The sequence below is a fragment of the Streptococcus parasanguinis genome, from assembly GCF_047465465.1.
In the GTDB taxonomy this organism is placed as follows: Bacteria; Bacillota; Bacilli; order Lactobacillales; family Streptococcaceae; genus Streptococcus; species Streptococcus parasanguinis_AI.
This window is the reverse complement of the sequence record NZ_JASGZU010000001.1, coordinates 389,718-405,512: the sequence shown is the minus strand read 5'-3', so window position 1 is coordinate 405,512 and position 15,795 is coordinate 389,718. Positions and strand designations below refer to the sequence as shown.

Genomic DNA, 15,795 nt, shown 5'->3' with positions numbered 1-15,795 from the left:
AGTTGAATTATTTATTTTGCCAAGTTTCTTGGTTTTCTTTGAAACGGCGTAACAACTCTAAACCTTCAGAAGTGATGTAACCTTGTTCTTCTGCCAAATGAATCAATTCTGTATAGTTAGACAAGGTTTCAAGTTGAACGCCAGCTTCCGCAAATTTCTTATCAGCTTTCTCCAATTGGTAGGTGAAGATAGCTACGACACCAAGGACATCCGCCCCTTCGCGCTTGGCAGCTGCGACAGCATCCAAGACAGATCCACCAGTAGAAATCAAATCTTCCACTACGACCATCTTTTGACCTTGTGGTACACGGCCTTCAATTTGATTACCAGCACCGTGGTCTTTTGGTTTGCTACGGATGTAGGCAAATGGCAAATTCATCTTGTCCGCAATAATAGCTCCGTGAGGAATCCCAGCAGTTGCTGTCCCTGCAATCACTTCTACTTCAGGGAAAGCTTCCTTAATTTTATCTACAAATCCATTTTCGATCAAGGTGCGAGTTTCTGGATAAGCGAGTGTTACACGGTTATCTGTATAAATTGGGGATTTGATCCCAGATGCCCAAGTAAAAGGTTCTTCTGGTTTCAAATAAACCGCTTCGATTTTCAAAAGATGGCTAGCAATATCTTTAGCTAATGACATGATGACTCCTTTTTACGATTTTAATCATATACGAATTAAATCATTTTTTGATTTAAACAACAACATTTCAGGTTAGTGAATAGTTTAGGAAAGATCCCATCGAACTTTCCGTAGAACGTCTAAGAAGCTGTGCTTCAAGACGTTCTTAACTATTCCACTGTCTCTTAATTTCATGGTAAGCGTCCCATGGGTTTTCTGCTTGGATGATTGGGCGTCCAACGACAATATAGTCAGATCCAATTTTATGAGCTTCTTGTGGCGTCATGACCCGTTTTTGGTCGCCGATTTCAGCTCCAGCAGGACGAATCCCTGGTGTTACACAGACAAAGTCTGATGAAGTGGCATCCTTGATCAAGGCTACTTCATGGGCTGAACAGACAACGCCATCCAAGCCTGCTTCTTGGGCCTTGCGAGCATAATTAACTACAGACTCTTGGACCGTTGTTTGGATGTTTTGGCAATCACGCATGTCTTCTTCACTGGTAGAAGTCAACTGGGTCACGGCTACCAATTTAGCTCCTTCACCAAGAGCTGCCTTGGCTTCGCGCATCATCTCTACACCACCAGCTGCGTGAACTGTCACCATATCTACTCCGAAAGTCCCCAGTACGGACATGGCTGATTTGACTGTATTTGGGATATCATGCAATTTTAAATCAAGGAAAATGCTGTGTCCAAGCCCTTTGAGGTAATGTACAATTTCAGGACCAACTGCATAGAAAAATTCCATTCCGATTTTTACAAATAATTTTTCGTCTTCTGGAAAATGCTCTAAAAAGTTTTTGACATCCTCGAAAGCTGGGAAGTCAAGGGCGATAATAGGACGTTCTTCACGCATGGATTACTCCTTTTTTGATTGATCATTTTGTCTACAAAAAAACCTTGCACGAGGCAAGGTTACACGAAAATTAGGTAGGAACAACTACCATGATTCACCGTCTAGACCTTAGGAGCCTCTCTGGACTGCTTTAAAGGTTTTTATTTATTGTAGTACGATATTTGTGAAAAGTCAAGGATTTACAGTAGATTTTCCCGTACATGTTTACGGAAGTTCTCAAGGGTGTCAATACCGTATCGATCCATGACCTGTGGCAGATCTTCGATGATGGTTGGACATGCATAAGGATCGGTAAAATTAGCGGTTCCAACTCCAATCGCAGAGGCCCCTGCAATCATCATTTCAATGGCTGCTTCGGCTGAATCGACACCTCCCATTCCGATAATCGGAAGTTTAGTGGATTGGGCAACCTGACGGATGAGTTTCAAAGCAACTGGGAAAACGGCTGGACCCGACATGCCTCCGGTTCCATTGGCGATGATGGGCTTACCAGTCTTGAGGTCAAAGCGCATTCCGACCAAGGTATTGATCATGGTTAAGCCAGTCGCCCCTGCATCTTCTGCTGCTTTTGCGACCTGCGTGATGTCTGCCACGCTAGGCGTTAACTTGACATAGACAGGGACGGAGGACGCTTCTACCGCTGCTTTCACAGCCGCATAGGCCAACTCAGGAACCTGCCCGATTAAGAGGCCGTTGTTCCCATGGTCTACGTTTGGACAAGAGATATTGAGCTCAATGGCCTTGACATTTGGTGCTTGCGAGATCTTCCTAGATACCGTTGCATACTCTTCATTGGAGAAGCCGGCTACGTTGGCGATAATCGGTAGATCTGGATAATGCTGGGCCAACCAAGGGAGTTTTTCCGCCAGGACCACGTCTATGCCTGGATTTTGGAGCCCAATGGCATTGAGCATGCCGGCAGGCGTCTCAGCGACACGTGGCGTTGGATTACCAAAACGAGCCTCAGCAGTTGTCGCCTTGATCATGATGGATCCAAGCAGGTCTAAGTCATAGTATTTGGCATATTCCTGACCGAAGCCAAAACAGCCAGATGCCGGAATAATCGGATTTTTCAAGTCTAAACCAGGTAAGGATACGGCTAGTCGATTTTCTGTCATAAGGTCCTCCTACATCACAATCGTACCGGTTTCAAAGACCGGTCCGTCTTCACACACGCGCTTATTGGCCGCTTGGCTTTCATTTTCCAGATGCACTACACAGGCGTAGCAAGCCCCCATCCCACAAGCCATACGCGATTCCATAGAAATATAGGCACGGGGATGATCATGGAATTTGGTATTGACATATTTGAGCATTCCAGGTGCTCCACAAGAATAGATAGCGTCAAACTCCTGCTCCATCTGATCAATGACCGTCGAGACATAGCCCTTAGTGCCATAAGTCCCATCGTCTGTCGTTACAGTGACATGAGCCACCTGAGAAAGTTCTTCTTCCAAAATGACGGCTTCTTTGGTCGCAAAGCCGACAACCACTTCAACTTCCACCCCTTGTTGGTGGAGTTGTTTGGCCACTTGGACCAAAGGAGGAACACCGATCCCACCTCCAATAATCAAGGCTTTCTGACCTTGGCCGAGATCGTTGAGATCAAAGCCATTTCCCTGAGGCCCCATGACACTGAGTTTGCTACCGATTGGCAATTGGGAAAAGATAGCTGTCCCCCCACCTTCGATGCGGTATATCAAGCGACACGTCTGTGTCTTACGGTCAATCTCAGAAATTGAAATCGGACGGCGAAGGAGCTTGGAGCCATCAGGGACGCGGATATGAAGGAATTGACCTGGCAGCATCTGCGCCACCATTTCCCCCTTCAAGATCATAGAATAAATACGGGGAGCGATCTCTTCTTGAGCAACCAGCTCCATCTCCTCCATCATGATTTTGCCAAAGCGTTTTTTACAACTGTCACTGACCATTGATATCCTCTTCTTTCTTTCAGCAAAAAAGACCTCGCAAAAGCAAGGTCCCACAAATGATCAGCTAGACTCCGTCCGCTGATCTTTATTCCGTCTTTCCTTGCAGGCCTCTCTGGACCTCTTAAAGGTTAAATTTGTCTCATTATATCGCGCTCCTTCTCGCTTGTCAAGTAAAATCAGTAACTTAGGAAACTTTACGGGGTTCAAAATCTTCTGGGATCGGTTTGATGTATTGCATGGCAATTCGATTTTCAGGCTTACGATCAACTAGATAAAGAACCAGTAAAAAGAGCCATTCCAAGGGTTTCATTAGGTAATAGATCAGGTCCATAGCCCATTTTTTCTTGATATGTTTGGCAAAGGGATAGCCATAGCGGTCATAATTGCGACGCAAGAAGCGATGGAAACGTGGCGTCTTTTCTTCTAGCACCTGCTCAAAGGCATTGGCAATACAAAGCTGGCGATTGACAACGACTGGATGACCGTGGCGGACGCCCATCCGCTGGGGCTTGACAACATTTTCATGGCCACCAGCCGCAACCGTACAAAGATAGTGCTCATCAATGATGAGATTTTGAGGAGGGATCTTCTGTGAGAAGGCCCAGTCAGCTGTATTGGTCCAGGCTTTGATCATGGAATCCGGTTGCTGCCCAAAGAGCATGAGAACAAGGACAACAAGGGCAAGGGTTGGAAGGGCAACAAGAACTGCTAGCCATGGCCAGTTGCGCGACTTGTTTAAGAGCTGATGGAGCCATTGAAGTAGACGATTCTCATAGCTTATCTCTGTTCGATCTTCCTGCCACTCCTTGATGCGAACCCATAAGAGATGGATGGAATAGATCAGTAAGAAAAAAGTGTGAAAACTTGCTACCTGCAGTTGATTATCGAAAACTAAGAGAAGAACCACACCTCCTAGAATGCCACTGATGCAGAAGACATTTGCTAACGGCGAGAGTGAATTCGCATCTCTGTAGGAATAGATGATCAAGGCTAGTAAAGTAAGAGCTGCCAGTGTGAAGAAGGTCGGATAGGCGCCAGACCAGATCAAGGCATGTTTCTGAGAATTGATCAAGGGCTCATTCCATTCGTAAAAGGTCATTTCCTTGACAATAAAAATGAAAATCGCTTCGAGAAAGCAACCAAAGAGTCCAAACCAAAGTACAATGGTAGGCTGTTGCTTTTTCTTTTTGATAGGCTTAGGACTTGATGTTTCAATTGTGAATGTATCCTCTTCTATCAGTTCTTCGCCCTTCACTGGCCCTCTCTCTTCAAACAAATCCGGATCTTTGAGAGCTTCTTCCTCTGCTTCTTTGAACTGGAGGCTGGACCACCGACCAATCCCATAAATGATGACAAAAATATTGGGGACAAAGAGGGCAATGGTTAGACCGTAGGGTAAGATCTCCATCGTGAAGGCAATGATCTCCCAAACACTAAATTGAATGAATGGATCCTTTATTGCATAGATCGACTCACTAACAACAAAATAAATGTAAAAGGCTAATAGAATCAGTGCATTGGTCACAAAATTGATCTGCAACAGACCGGCTGTGAAATGGGTTTCCAATTCCTTATCCTTTTTCTTATACCAGGAAACTAGTTTTTTCATAAGATCTCCTCAATCAATTTTTTACCATTCTATCAATCAGCTCACCCCTTAATCAAGGCAAAACTGTAATTTTGCATCAAAATCAGTCTCCAGATGGAGATTTTGTTTCCAATCTTCTATTTTTTAAACATTTGATCTAGCCTACTTCCTATTACCTACCTCAGCCTGCATTATAGTCTGATACAGTCCTTGAAAGACCACATTTTACGGGAAAAACGCGCTTTTTTATGTTAAAATAAAAGCATGAGAATACAACAATTACAATACATTATCAAAATCGTCGAAACCGGCTCTATGAATGAAGCCGCAAAACAACTCTTCATCACGCAACCTAGCCTTTCCAATGCCGTTAAGGACTTGGAAAATGAGATGGGGATTGAAATCTTTATCCGGAATCCTAAAGGGATCACTTTGACTCGCGATGGGATGGAGTTCCTCTCTTATGCCCGCCAGGTGGTGGAGCAGATTGACCTCTTGTCCGAGCGCTATAAAAATCCCGTGGGCTCTCGTGAGCTTTTCAGCGTCTCTTCACAGCACTACGCCTTCGTGGTTGAGGCCTTCGTTTCTCTATTGAAGAAAAGCGACATGGAAAAATACGAGCTCTTCCTACGGGAGACGCGGACTTGGGAGATCATCGATGACGTCAAGAATTTCCGAAGCGAGGTTGGCGTACTCTTTTTGAATAGCTACAACCGAGATGTCCTCTCTAAGATGCTGGATGATAATCACCTGATTGCCACCCACCTCTTTACAGCGCAACCTCATATCTTTGTCAGCAAGACCAATCCTCTTGCCAAGAAAGAGATCGTCCACTTATCTGATCTGGAAGATTTCCCATACCTTAGCTATGACCAAGGAACCCACAACTCCTTCTACTTCTCAGAAGAGATCCTCTCTCAAGAGCATCATAAAAAATCCATCGTCGTCAGTGACCGGGCGACCCTCTTTAATCTCTTGATTGGTCTGGATGGCTACACCATTGCGACCGGGATCCTCAACAGCAATCTCAACGGAAATAACATCGTCTCCATTCCCCTTGATATCGAAGACCCGATCGAGCTGGTCTACATCAAACATGAAAAAACAGCCCTCTCAAAAATGGGAGAAAAATTCATCGAGTACTTGCTTGAGGAAGTGAAGTTTGATAAGTAAAAAAATATCTGAGTGATCCATGTTCACTCAGATATTTTTTATTGTCTTAATTGTGAAAATACTTCCCCAATTTTTCCTTCAATGACCAGGTCTGCTTGCTTGTCTTGTGGGATACTGGTTTTATTGATGACAACCAGCTTCTTCCCTTGGAAATACTGGATCAAGCTAGCTGCTGGGTAGACCACAAGTGAGGTCCCACCGATAATCAGCAGATCAGCCTCTTGGATAGCTTGAGCAGCTTGGCTAAAGATGTCCATATCGAGAGGCTCCTCGTAGAGGGTCACATCAGGCTTGACCACCTTGCCACAGTCCAGACAGTGTGGAACCGGGCCTTCTAAAGCTAGAAAGGACTCCAAATCATAAAATCGCTGGCAACCCGTACAGTAATTGCGGTCGGCACTGCCATGAAGCTTCAAAACTTTTTTAGAACCAGCCATTTCATGGAGACTATCAATATTTTGTGTCACCACCGCCTTGAGTTTACCGGTCTCTTCAAGCCACGCGAGATAGCGATGGGCAGCATTGGGCTTGGCATCTGGGTAGAGCAAGTACTTCTTGTAAAAGTCGAAAAAGTCCTCTGGATAGCGCTCAAACATGGTATGGGAGACCAATTGCTCAACTGTCAAATGCCGACCCACCTGAACACTATAGACACCGTCTGAGCTTCGAAAATCTGGAATATTTGACTCTGTGGAAACTCCTGCCCCTCCGAAAAACACAATCCGTTGACTCTGATCAATCATCTCCTGTAGTTGAGCAATCTTATCCATCTACTTCTCCTTTAGTAGCTCTTCCATGACAGCATTGGCCTGATCAAAATAAAAGTTAGCTTGATCGTAATGGATGCCTGTGTAGCTTGCAAGGTCAATCAAATTCTTCATAAAATCCTGAGAAGAGAAACCTGTCGTCCGATGGAGCTCTTCCTCATCAAAGGGCTTGATCAAGTGGGCCAAGGGGTTGCGAACTGATTTTTCTAACTCCCGCAATTGTTGGGCCGCAACTTTGACGCTATCTGGAAAATCCAACTGCACAATCAACTCCGTCAAACTGGACGAATTGACCACACTTTCGCTGTGGAATTGCTGCAGGATAGGGTTGTCGGACGCATGCAGGCTCTCAAACTTCCAACGGTCATAACTGGATTCTTTGGAGTTATGAATATAGTTGGTAATATCAGGAATTTTCAACTGAATCAAACGCATAAAGATCCGATAGATGGCTGGGCTAACGGCACGAACAAAGTCAATAATCTGCTCATTTCGCAACTTCGCTTCGAGATCATAGAGGTAGTTGGCCAACTGCTCGTCTTCTGGATCCTCATGCCAAAAAAGCTGAAAACCAGTCGCCTCTAGCAACTCGGTTCTCAACTTTTGATTCATGACGGGTTGGATATTGAGCTCTCGACGCTCCGCCATTAACTGTAGTAAACTTACCAACAAATCCGGTACTTCTTCCTGCTGCTTGATAGAGCGCAGAGCCCGGCTGTAGTGATAATTTTGGAGGTCGTAGAGCCATTCATCATGAAAGAATGTTGCCATTAGTCTGCAATCAAGGTCTCAAGACCGACTTTCATCATGTCTGTGAACGTATTTTGACGTTCTTCAGCGGTTGTATCCTCATCAGGATTGACCAAACTGTCTGAAATCGTCATGATAGCAAGCGCATCCACATGGTGTTGAGCAGCAAGATAATAGAGAGCCGCTGCTTCCATTTCTACAGCTTTCACACCCCATTTACCAAGCTCGATGTTCTTTTCACCATAGTTTGAATAGAAGACATCAGAAGACAAGACATTACCCACGTGAGTGGTCATGCCAAGATCTTTGGCAATATGGTAAGCCTTGTCTAAAAGATCAAAGCTAGCGATTTGTGGGAAATCGTATTGAGGCCAGTCGTTACGGATGATGTTTGAGTTGGTTGCAGCAGCTTGTGCCAAGACCAATTCACGAACATGCACATCCTCGTTCAAAGAACCAGCTGTTCCCACACGGATTAATTTTTTCACGCCGTAGTCCACGATCAACTCACGCGCATAAATAGAGATCGATGGCATCCCCATCCCAGTTCCCATAACAGATACACGATGACCCTTGTAAGTCCCTGTGTAACCAAACATGTTACGCACTTCGTTAAAACAAACAGCGTCTTCTAAAAAGTTCTCAGCGATAAATTTCGCACGAAGAGGATCCCCAGGAAGAAGAATTTTATCAGCAATTTCACCATGCTTAGCAGCAATATGGATAGACATAGTTTATGATACAAAGAGCGACCAGAAAGCGACTGAAAATTAGGAATCTGACGAGAAATCCTGATTTCTCAGTCAGATTATCTATTTTCCGAGCTTTCCGCTCGTGTTCAAATCAGAACACATGCTCTACCTTTCTTTTTTATTTTTTAGAATAGGCGTTAAAGAGGCAAAGTAAAAATAGGAAACTGACGACGCATCGCAGATGCTAGACAGTTTATCTTTTTTACACAGTTCTCCGCCCGTATTCAGTTCAGCGAATACGGTAAACCCATCCTTTCTTTTTTTATTGAGTAATTAGGAGAGCTTTCCGCTCGTGTTCAAATTTAGAACACATGCTCTACCTTTCTTTTTTATTTATTTTGTTAATGAATCCAAAAACGCAAAGAGTTTGCTATTCATTTCTCGATAATCGTAAGCACGAATGGCTTCGGGTTTTTGAACAAAGGTCAATTTTTGGCTTTGATCTTCCAAAACAGCTTCACCGTCAGCAGCAATCAAGAGATCAACTGCTTCTGGATCAAATTCTAAGTGAGCTTGGAAGGCATAGTGTTTCGGACTAAAGCGAATCATCTGACGTGGACATCCTTGACTAGTCGCAAGAACAACAGCATCTTCTGTCAATCCTGGCATATCGCCATGCCAGTGGCCAGTTTCAAGAGTTGCTCCAAACTCACCGACATGTGGATCTGTGAGTCCTTCAGGCGTCAAGGTCACAGGATAAACCCCAATCTCACGTTCCGGACTGTGCTCATACTTCGCACCATAGGCAACAGACAGGAGCTGGGCACCAAGACAGACCCCAACAATATAACGATCTGCCTTCATAGCCTTTTGAATCAGCTCGATCTCTGCTTGAGGATCATAGTATGGAAAAGTTTCCCGATCTTCATCTGGCGATTGAGGACCTCCCATCACAATTAAGAAGTCGATCTCATCCACTGTCTCTGGTAGAGCTTCGTTCTCATAGACTTTGGTCGTAGTCACCTGATGACCACGCTCCTGCGCCCATTTTAGATAAGCGCCCGGCACTTCAAATGTTTCATGCAGTACAAAATGTACCTTCATCATCTCTTCTCCCATCTCATTCGAATCACGTAAGACACACCTGTTGCAAGTACAAGCGGGATTGTTAAACTTAAAGACTGCCCTGTAAATCCAAGGCTCAGGGCAATAGCTGTCAAAGGAGCTTGTAGGGTCGTTCCTAAAAAGACGGTCGCACCAAGTAGCATCCCGAGAGCAGGATCTAAATGAATTCCAACGACTGTCATCAATAAAGTCACTAAGTAACCGGACCCTATTCCTAAGGCAAATGATGGCGTCAAGGTTCCCCCATAGGCACCGTTGCTCAAGAGGAGATAGACTAAAAGCCCCTTCACTGCAAGAGTCAATGGAAGATAGGGAATCGACTGACTAGACAACAAGGCCTGGGCTAGTACCTGACCATTTCCCATAAAGATGGGGCAAAAGGCTACTAGGCTCCCCAGCACAAGAAAGGCTAGAGGAAGAGCCCAAAGAATTGTTCCATCCTTCCGTCGTTTGCGACCTGCGCGTTTAGCTAAAGATCGAAAGCCTAGCGCAAATGGAGTAACCAATAAAGCAATCAGAATCGCCTGCAAGAAACTGCTGGCCGACCAATGGACTAGCGACATATGATAAATAGAACCGTGCCCAACGATAGGCTGGGCCACCCAAGTCGCTAGATAAGTACTGGACAAAACCAGCAGAAAGTTCTGCCAACTGTAGGCAAGTCCTAAGGTCTCAAAGACGAACAAGCTACTAGCAAAGGGAACCTGATAGACTGCGGCCAACCCAGCTCCTGCACCACAGGCGATTAAAACTTTTCGCTCTTTGATTGCCAAGGAGAAGGCTTTGCCCAATCGACCAGCTAGAAGAGCCCCGACCTCTCGTGGGGCTCCTTCTTTTCCGACCGATGCGCCTGCTCCGACAATCGCAACCTGCATCCCTGAATGAAGGAGGTGGGCTAAGAACGCTGGCTCACTGTCTCCAGCTAGGTCAATTTGCCTACGAATGGAGAGAATTTTATAGCGCCGTTGCAGAATATACCAGAAACCTGTTGCTAAGACCCCTGTCACACCTAGGACAAGGAATCTACGGAAACCTCCAGCGTGATTAAATTGCTGAAGCAAGTCCCCCTTATCTTGGCCAAAGGCCAGTCCTTGCACACCTTCTAGTAGATAATGACAGGCAATTCCGACCAGACCCGTCCCTATTCCCAATGATAGAGTGGCTAGAAGCAACCTCAGTCCGTAAGGCAGGCTTTGGAGTCTTGCTTTCATAGGATTAGAGTTCAGCCAGAATTGCTGTCAGCAAGCCTTTAAAATCGTCTTTGACGCGCTCCGTCACTTCCACTACTTCTTCGTGGTTAAGCTCTTCTTGGAAACCAGCCGCAAAGTTGGTAATACATGAAATACCAAGAACTTTCAAACCAGAGTGAGCCGCAATGATGACTTCAGGAACAGTTGACATACCGACAGCATCCGCACCAAGAGTCTTATACGCACGGATTTCAGCTGGAGTTTCATAAGTAGGACCTGTCACACCAATATAAACCCCATCATCCAATTTAATACCCAATTTGTCAGCGACTTTATGAGCAGTCTCGCGGTATTCAGGAGTGTAAGCTTTCGACATATCAGGGAAACGAGGACCAAAGTCATCCAAGTTTTCACCGATCAATGGGTTTTGACCAGTCATATTGATGTGGTCAGTAATAGCCATCAAGGTACCAGGACCGAAGCCGATACCACCAGCAGCGTTGGTTACTAGCACTCCTTCACATCCCAACACTTTCATGACACGAACTGGGAAAGTCACCACTTCCAATGGGTTTCCTTCGTAGAAGTGGAAACGACCTTGAAGAGCCAAAACTTTACGTCCAGCAAGATCACCATAAACCAACTTACCAGCGTGGCCGACAACTGTCGAACGACCCCAGTTTGGAATGTCAGAGTAGTCTACTACGACTGGATTTTCGATTTCTTCAGCCAGTTCACCCAAACCTGATCCAAGGATCAAGCCAAACTCAGGCGCTTCCATTCCTTTGCCCTTCAAGAAAGCAGCTGTTTCATTGATTTTTGCTAACAATGTCATTGTGTATCTCCTTTTATTTCTTAAGTAATCTACCAATTTTGTCAAAGGTGTTAACGTTGCGAATAGTGATCTGACGATAGAAAGGCATCTTCATCAGATATTTGTGGTAGGCGGTTTTAGCGTAGCTTTCTTCTGAGAATTTGCCCCAGAAAACCGCTGTTTTGCCAAGGTGAAGCACTTCATCACCTAGCTTCAAATCAAGCAACTTCTCTTCTACGGATTCCCTATCCAAGCCCTCGGTGTAAAAGAGCACATCCTTACGAGCCATCTCTTCTGTCCACCATTGTGGTAGGTTTGCACATTCTGCTTCATAGTCTTCACGACTCAGGAGAGAAAAGCGTTCAATAAAGGGATAGTGATTCTCAAAGAAGGTCGACAGGCACTCTACTAACTGAGATCGAGAAAGACCTGTCGTAAAGAAGATATTGCCACTGTTGATGTAGGTTTCCACTTGTTCCAATCCCAGCTCCATCAATTCTTGACGAAGTTGAGCCATGACCACTTTGTTTTTGCCGCCAACATTGATTCCTCTTACGAGGAGAGCAAAGCGCATCATCTTAGACTAATTTATCTAAGAAGCTTTCTCCGATCATGGCTTTCTCAACACCAAAGTTTTCCGCCACAGTAGCTGAGATATCCGCAAAGTGGCCAACCGGAATCACGCCATTGCCTTTGAAAGATGGGCTATAAGCCAAGAATGGGATGTATTCACGCGTATGGTCAGTACCAGCGTAGGTTGGGTCGTTACCATGGTCAGCCGTAATCATCAAGAGGTCATCTTCACGCATGGCTGCGATGATTTCTGGAAAGCGCTCATCGAACTCATGCAAGCAATCACGGTAGCCGTGCGCATTGCGACGGTGTCCGTAAAGAGCATCAAAGTCTACCAAGTTGGTAAATGAGAAGCCTTCTTGGAACTCAGGAAGTCCCATGGTCTTAATCAAGGTATCCATACCGTGGCTATTTGATTTGTTGTGGCCCATATCGTGGTTGATACCAGCACCGTTGAAGATATCGTTAATCTTACCAACTGCATAGGTATCGATGCCTGCTTCGTTCAACTTGTCCAAAACAGTTGGCGCAAATGGTGATACAGCCAAGTCACGACGGTTGGCCGTACGTGTGAAGTTTCCTGGTTCTCCAACATAAGGACGAGCAATGATCCGACCAAGAAGAGCCGGACGTTCCAACGTGATCGAACGAGCGTATTCGCAGATACGGTACAACTCATCCAAAGGAATAATGTCTTCGTGAGCTGCAATTTGAAGCACAGGGTCTGCTGATGTATAAATGATCAACTCACCAGTTTCCATTTGACGTGGTCCAAAGTCATCGATGACCGCCGTACCAGAATAAGGTTTGTTGGCTTCACGGATAACCTTACGTCCTGAGAATTCTTCAATCTTTGTAATAATTTCTTCTGGGAATCCATTCCAGAAAGTATCAAAGGGTTCTGTAATGTTGAGCCCCATGATTTCCCAGTGACCAGTCATGGTGTCTTTCCCAAGAGAAACTTCTTGCAATTTTGTCGCATAGCCAGTTGGGTTGCTTTCAGCTGGCACAGTCTTCAATGGTACTTCACGAGGAATATTTCCAAGACCGATTTTCGCCATGTTTGGCACATTCAAACCGACGGTTTTAGAGATGTGACCCAATGTATCAGATGCTCCATCTGGAACACCTGCATTGACAAAGTTATTGGCATCCGGTGCAGCACCGATCCCAACAGAATCTAGCACAACTAAGTGCATGCGTTTAAATTTTGACATATACTGCCTCTTTCCTTTATTAAACTAGCTATATTATACCATATCCCTATAAGAAGAGAGCCGTTGTTTGATTCGAGGCTGGGACAAAAGTCCTAGCCTCTCAATTATTTTTGGATTGTCGAGCAAGACGCAGTGGTTGAGTGGGCTCTACTACGCTGATTTCATCAGCTTTTACAGCCCTACTCAACTGTGCGGAGGTGGGACGACGAAATCGAATTCTAACGAATTACCGATTTCTGTCCCACTCTCTATTTTTCAATGATGACAGGACCATCTGGTGTCCCTACAATCACTTTTGAAATCATGTTCAAGAATAAACCGTGCTCTACGACGCCTACGGTGTGATCCAGTTCATTGGCCAGAGCTTCTGCATCCTCGATCACCTTGAAATCCAAGTCAATGATGAAATTGCCTTGATCAGTTACAAAACGTTGTTCATCCGCGATACGGAAAGCAGGATGGTAACCTTTTTGCTCAAAGTGACGGAAGAGATTTTCAGCTCCGTATTGCACTACTTCCACTGGAAGTTTGAAAGCCCCAAGAGTTGCGACTTGTTTGGATTCATCCACGATCCAAATGCAATCTTTTGAATTGGTTGCGACGATCTTTTCCATGAGGAGAGCCCCACCGCCCCCTTTAATCCCGTTTAATTGAGGATCCACTTCATCTGCGCCATCCACTGTCACATCGACCACTTCGACATCGTCGATAGCCTTGAGCGGGATGCCTAAACTTTCAGCCTGATCATAGGTCACACTCGACGTTGTGACAGCTGTGATCTGCAAGCCTTCTTCTTTGATGCGACGACCCAATTCAGCCACAAAATAATAAGCAGTTGACCCTGTACCGAGACCGACAATCATGCCGTCTTTGACAAACTCAGCCGCTTTAATTCCTACCTGTTCTTTTAGGTTTACCATCATAGACCTCCTTTTATATTCTATTACAGTATAGCATATTCTGAAAGAGATTTCACTAATTATTTGAAAACCTTTCCATCTTTTAGTTCTAAAAGCAAAACCTTGCCCGTCTGCTGACTTTACGATAGAATAGAGATGAATCTACAGGAAAAGAGAAATGACATGATTACTAAAGAATTTGATACCATTGCTGCCATCTCGACTCCTCTCGGTGAGGGGGCGATCGGGATCGTCCGCTTGAGCGGGACAGACAGCTTTGCCATTGCACAAAAGATCTTCAAGGGGAAAGATTTAAGCAAGGTAGCGAGCCACACGCTCAACTACGGTCATATCGTGGATCCAGATAAGGACGAGATTCTCGACGAAGTCATGGTGGGGGCCATGCGCTCGCCGAAAACCTTCACCCGTGAGGACATCATCGAGATCAATACCCACGGCGGGATTGCCGTAACCAATGAAATACTACAATTGGTCATCCGCGAAGGAGCTCGATTAGCTGAACCTGGTGAGTTTACCAAGCGGGCCTTTCTGAACGGTCGGGTCGATTTAACCCAGGCTGAGGCCGTCATGGATATTATTCGCGCCAAGACCGACAAGGCTATGAACATTGCAGTCAAACAGTTGGACGGTTCCCTGTCTGACCTCATCAACAACACGCGCCAAGAGATCCTCAATACCCTGGCCCAGGTCGAAGTCAATATCGACTATCCTGAGTACGATGATGTCGAAGAAGCAACCACTGAGATCATCCGTGAAAAGACCCGTGAATTTGAAGCCCTCTTGACCAACCTCCTCAAGACTGCCCGTCGCGGTAAGATCTTGCGTGAAGGGATCTCTACTGCTATCATCGGTCGACCAAACGTCGGCAAGTCCAGCCTCCTCAATAATCTTCTTCGCGAAGAAAAAGCTATCGTGACCGATATCGAAGGAACAACCCGTGACGTTATCGAAGAATACGTCAACATCAACGGTGTTCCCCTCAAACTAGTCGATACGGCCGGAATCCGTGAGACCGAAGACATCGTTGAGCAAATTGGTGTCGAACGGTCGAAAAAAGCCCTCAAAGAAGCTGATTTGGTCCTCCTCGTCCTCAATGCTAGCGAACCCTTGACCGACCAAGATCGCCAACTCCTTGAAATCTCTCAAGATAGCAACCGCATCATTCTCCTCAATAAGGTCGATCTCCCAGAGAAGATCGAAATCGACCAACTGCCGGAAGATCATATCAAGATTTCCGTTCTGAAAAACCAAAACATCAATCAAATTGAAGACCGGATCAACGCCCTCTTCTTCGAAAATGCTGGGCTGGTTGAGCAAGATGCGACGTATCTTTCTAATGCTCGTCACATCTCTCTGATCGAGAAAGCTGTTGAAAGCCTGCAAGCGGTCAACGAAGGCTTGGCCCTCGGTATGCCGGTAGACCTGCTTCAAGTCGATCTCACCCGCACCTGGGAAATCCTCGGAGAAATCACAGGGGATGCTGCTCCAGATGAGCTCATCACCCAACTCTTCAGCCAGTTCTGTCTTGGAAAATAACAAAAAATGCGTATGTGTGCAAACATACGCATTTTTTT

16 protein-coding genes are annotated in these 15,795 nt (G+C 45.4%); 2 read left to right on the top strand and 14 right to left on the bottom strand.

Annotated features, from left to right (window positions below):
- Positions 1–7: 7 nt before the first annotated feature.
- The 5 genes from pyrE to QM351_RS02075 all read right to left on the bottom strand — a co-directional run bounded on the left by pyrE (position 8) and on the right by QM351_RS02075 (position 5,021).
- On the bottom strand, positions 8–640 hold the full coding sequence (gene pyrE, locus QM351_RS02095) for an orotate phosphoribosyltransferase (protein WP_214259581.1): 633 nt from the start codon (positions 638–640) through the stop codon (positions 8–10).
- Positions 641–785: 145 nt separating this feature from the next.
- Positions 786–1,478 carry an orotidine-5'-phosphate decarboxylase gene (pyrF, locus tag QM351_RS02090; RefSeq protein WP_013903499.1) on the bottom strand — a complete coding sequence of 231 codons (693 nt, stop codon included), beginning with the start codon at positions 1,476–1,478 and terminating at the stop codon, positions 786–788.
- A gap of 179 nt (positions 1,479–1,657) precedes the next feature.
- Positions 1,658–2,596 (bottom strand): dihydroorotate dehydrogenase, encoded by a 939-nt coding sequence (locus QM351_RS02085; RefSeq protein ID WP_315377310.1) that lies wholly within the window; start codon positions 2,594–2,596, stop codon positions 1,658–1,660.
- Positions 2,597–2,605: 9 nt separating this feature from the next.
- Positions 2,606–3,412 (bottom strand): dihydroorotate dehydrogenase electron transfer subunit, encoded by an 807-nt coding sequence (locus QM351_RS02080; RefSeq protein WP_414326345.1) that lies wholly within the window; start codon positions 3,410–3,412, stop codon positions 2,606–2,608.
- Between the two features lie 184 nt (positions 3,413–3,596).
- A complete protein-coding gene (locus tag QM351_RS02075) occupies positions 3,597–5,021 on the bottom strand; it encodes a DUF6688 family protein (RefSeq protein WP_414326343.1) in 1,425 nt (474 codons plus the stop codon).
- 243 nt (positions 5,022–5,264) lie between these two features.
- Here QM351_RS02075 and QM351_RS02070 point away from each other — a divergent pair, with 243 nt between their 5' ends.
- Positions 5,265–6,173, top strand: coding sequence for a LysR family transcriptional regulator (locus QM351_RS02070; RefSeq protein WP_003003594.1), 909 nt, complete (start codon positions 5,265–5,267; stop codon positions 6,171–6,173).
- A 38-nt stretch (positions 6,174–6,211) separates the two neighbouring features.
- Here the strand turns inward: QM351_RS02070 and QM351_RS02065 are convergent, their stop codons facing one another.
- The 9 genes from QM351_RS02065 to rpiA form a co-directional block, all read right to left on the bottom strand.
- Positions 6,212–6,943, bottom strand: a complete 732-nt coding sequence (locus QM351_RS02065) for an NAD-dependent protein deacylase (RefSeq protein ID WP_315377313.1) — start codon at positions 6,941–6,943, stop codon at positions 6,212–6,214.
- Positions 6,944–7,711 (bottom strand): hypothetical protein, encoded by a 768-nt coding sequence (locus tag QM351_RS02060; protein ID WP_315377314.1) that lies wholly within the window; start codon positions 7,709–7,711, stop codon positions 6,944–6,946.
- The gene (gene deoD, locus QM351_RS02055; protein ID WP_013903492.1) at positions 7,711–8,421 is read right to left on the bottom strand and encodes a purine-nucleoside phosphorylase; all 711 of its coding nucleotides are present in this window, start codon (positions 8,419–8,421) and stop codon (positions 7,711–7,713) included. Before deoD ends, QM351_RS02060 begins: the two co-directional genes overlap by 1 nt.
- A gap of 354 nt (positions 8,422–8,775) precedes the next feature.
- Positions 8,776–9,489: a type 1 glutamine amidotransferase gene (locus tag QM351_RS02050; protein WP_414326340.1), complete on the bottom strand. Its 714-nt coding sequence runs from the start codon at positions 9,487–9,489 to the stop codon at positions 8,776–8,778.
- Positions 9,486–10,718 (bottom strand): chloride channel protein, encoded by a 1,233-nt coding sequence (locus tag QM351_RS02045; RefSeq protein ID WP_414326338.1) that lies wholly within the window; start codon positions 10,716–10,718, stop codon positions 9,486–9,488. The genes QM351_RS02050 and QM351_RS02045 overlap by 4 nt, the downstream gene beginning before the upstream one ends.
- A 4-nt stretch (positions 10,719–10,722) precedes the next feature.
- The gene (locus QM351_RS02040; protein WP_414326336.1) at positions 10,723–11,532 is read right to left on the bottom strand and encodes a purine-nucleoside phosphorylase; all 810 of its coding nucleotides are present in this window, start codon (positions 11,530–11,532) and stop codon (positions 10,723–10,725) included.
- Between the two features lie 13 nt (positions 11,533–11,545).
- Positions 11,546–12,088, bottom strand: coding sequence for a DUF1697 domain-containing protein (locus QM351_RS02035; protein WP_414326335.1), 543 nt, complete (start codon positions 12,086–12,088; stop codon positions 11,546–11,548).
- 1 nt (position 12,089) lies between these two features.
- Positions 12,090–13,301: a phosphopentomutase gene (locus tag QM351_RS02030; RefSeq protein WP_414326334.1), complete on the bottom strand. Its 1,212-nt coding sequence runs from the start codon at positions 13,299–13,301 to the stop codon at positions 12,090–12,092.
- A 248-nt stretch (positions 13,302–13,549) separates the two neighbouring features.
- Entirely contained in the window at positions 13,550–14,221 is a 672-nt protein-coding gene (gene rpiA, locus QM351_RS02025) for a ribose-5-phosphate isomerase RpiA (protein WP_414326713.1), read from the bottom strand.
- Between the two features lie 162 nt (positions 14,222–14,383).
- Between rpiA and mnmE the strand changes: the two genes are divergently transcribed.
- Positions 14,384–15,757 carry a tRNA uridine-5-carboxymethylaminomethyl(34) synthesis GTPase MnmE gene (gene mnmE / locus QM351_RS02020; RefSeq protein ID WP_303468704.1) on the top strand — a complete coding sequence of 458 codons (1,374 nt, stop codon included), beginning with the start codon at positions 14,384–14,386 and terminating at the stop codon, positions 15,755–15,757.
- Positions 15,758–15,795: the final 38 nt, after the last annotated feature.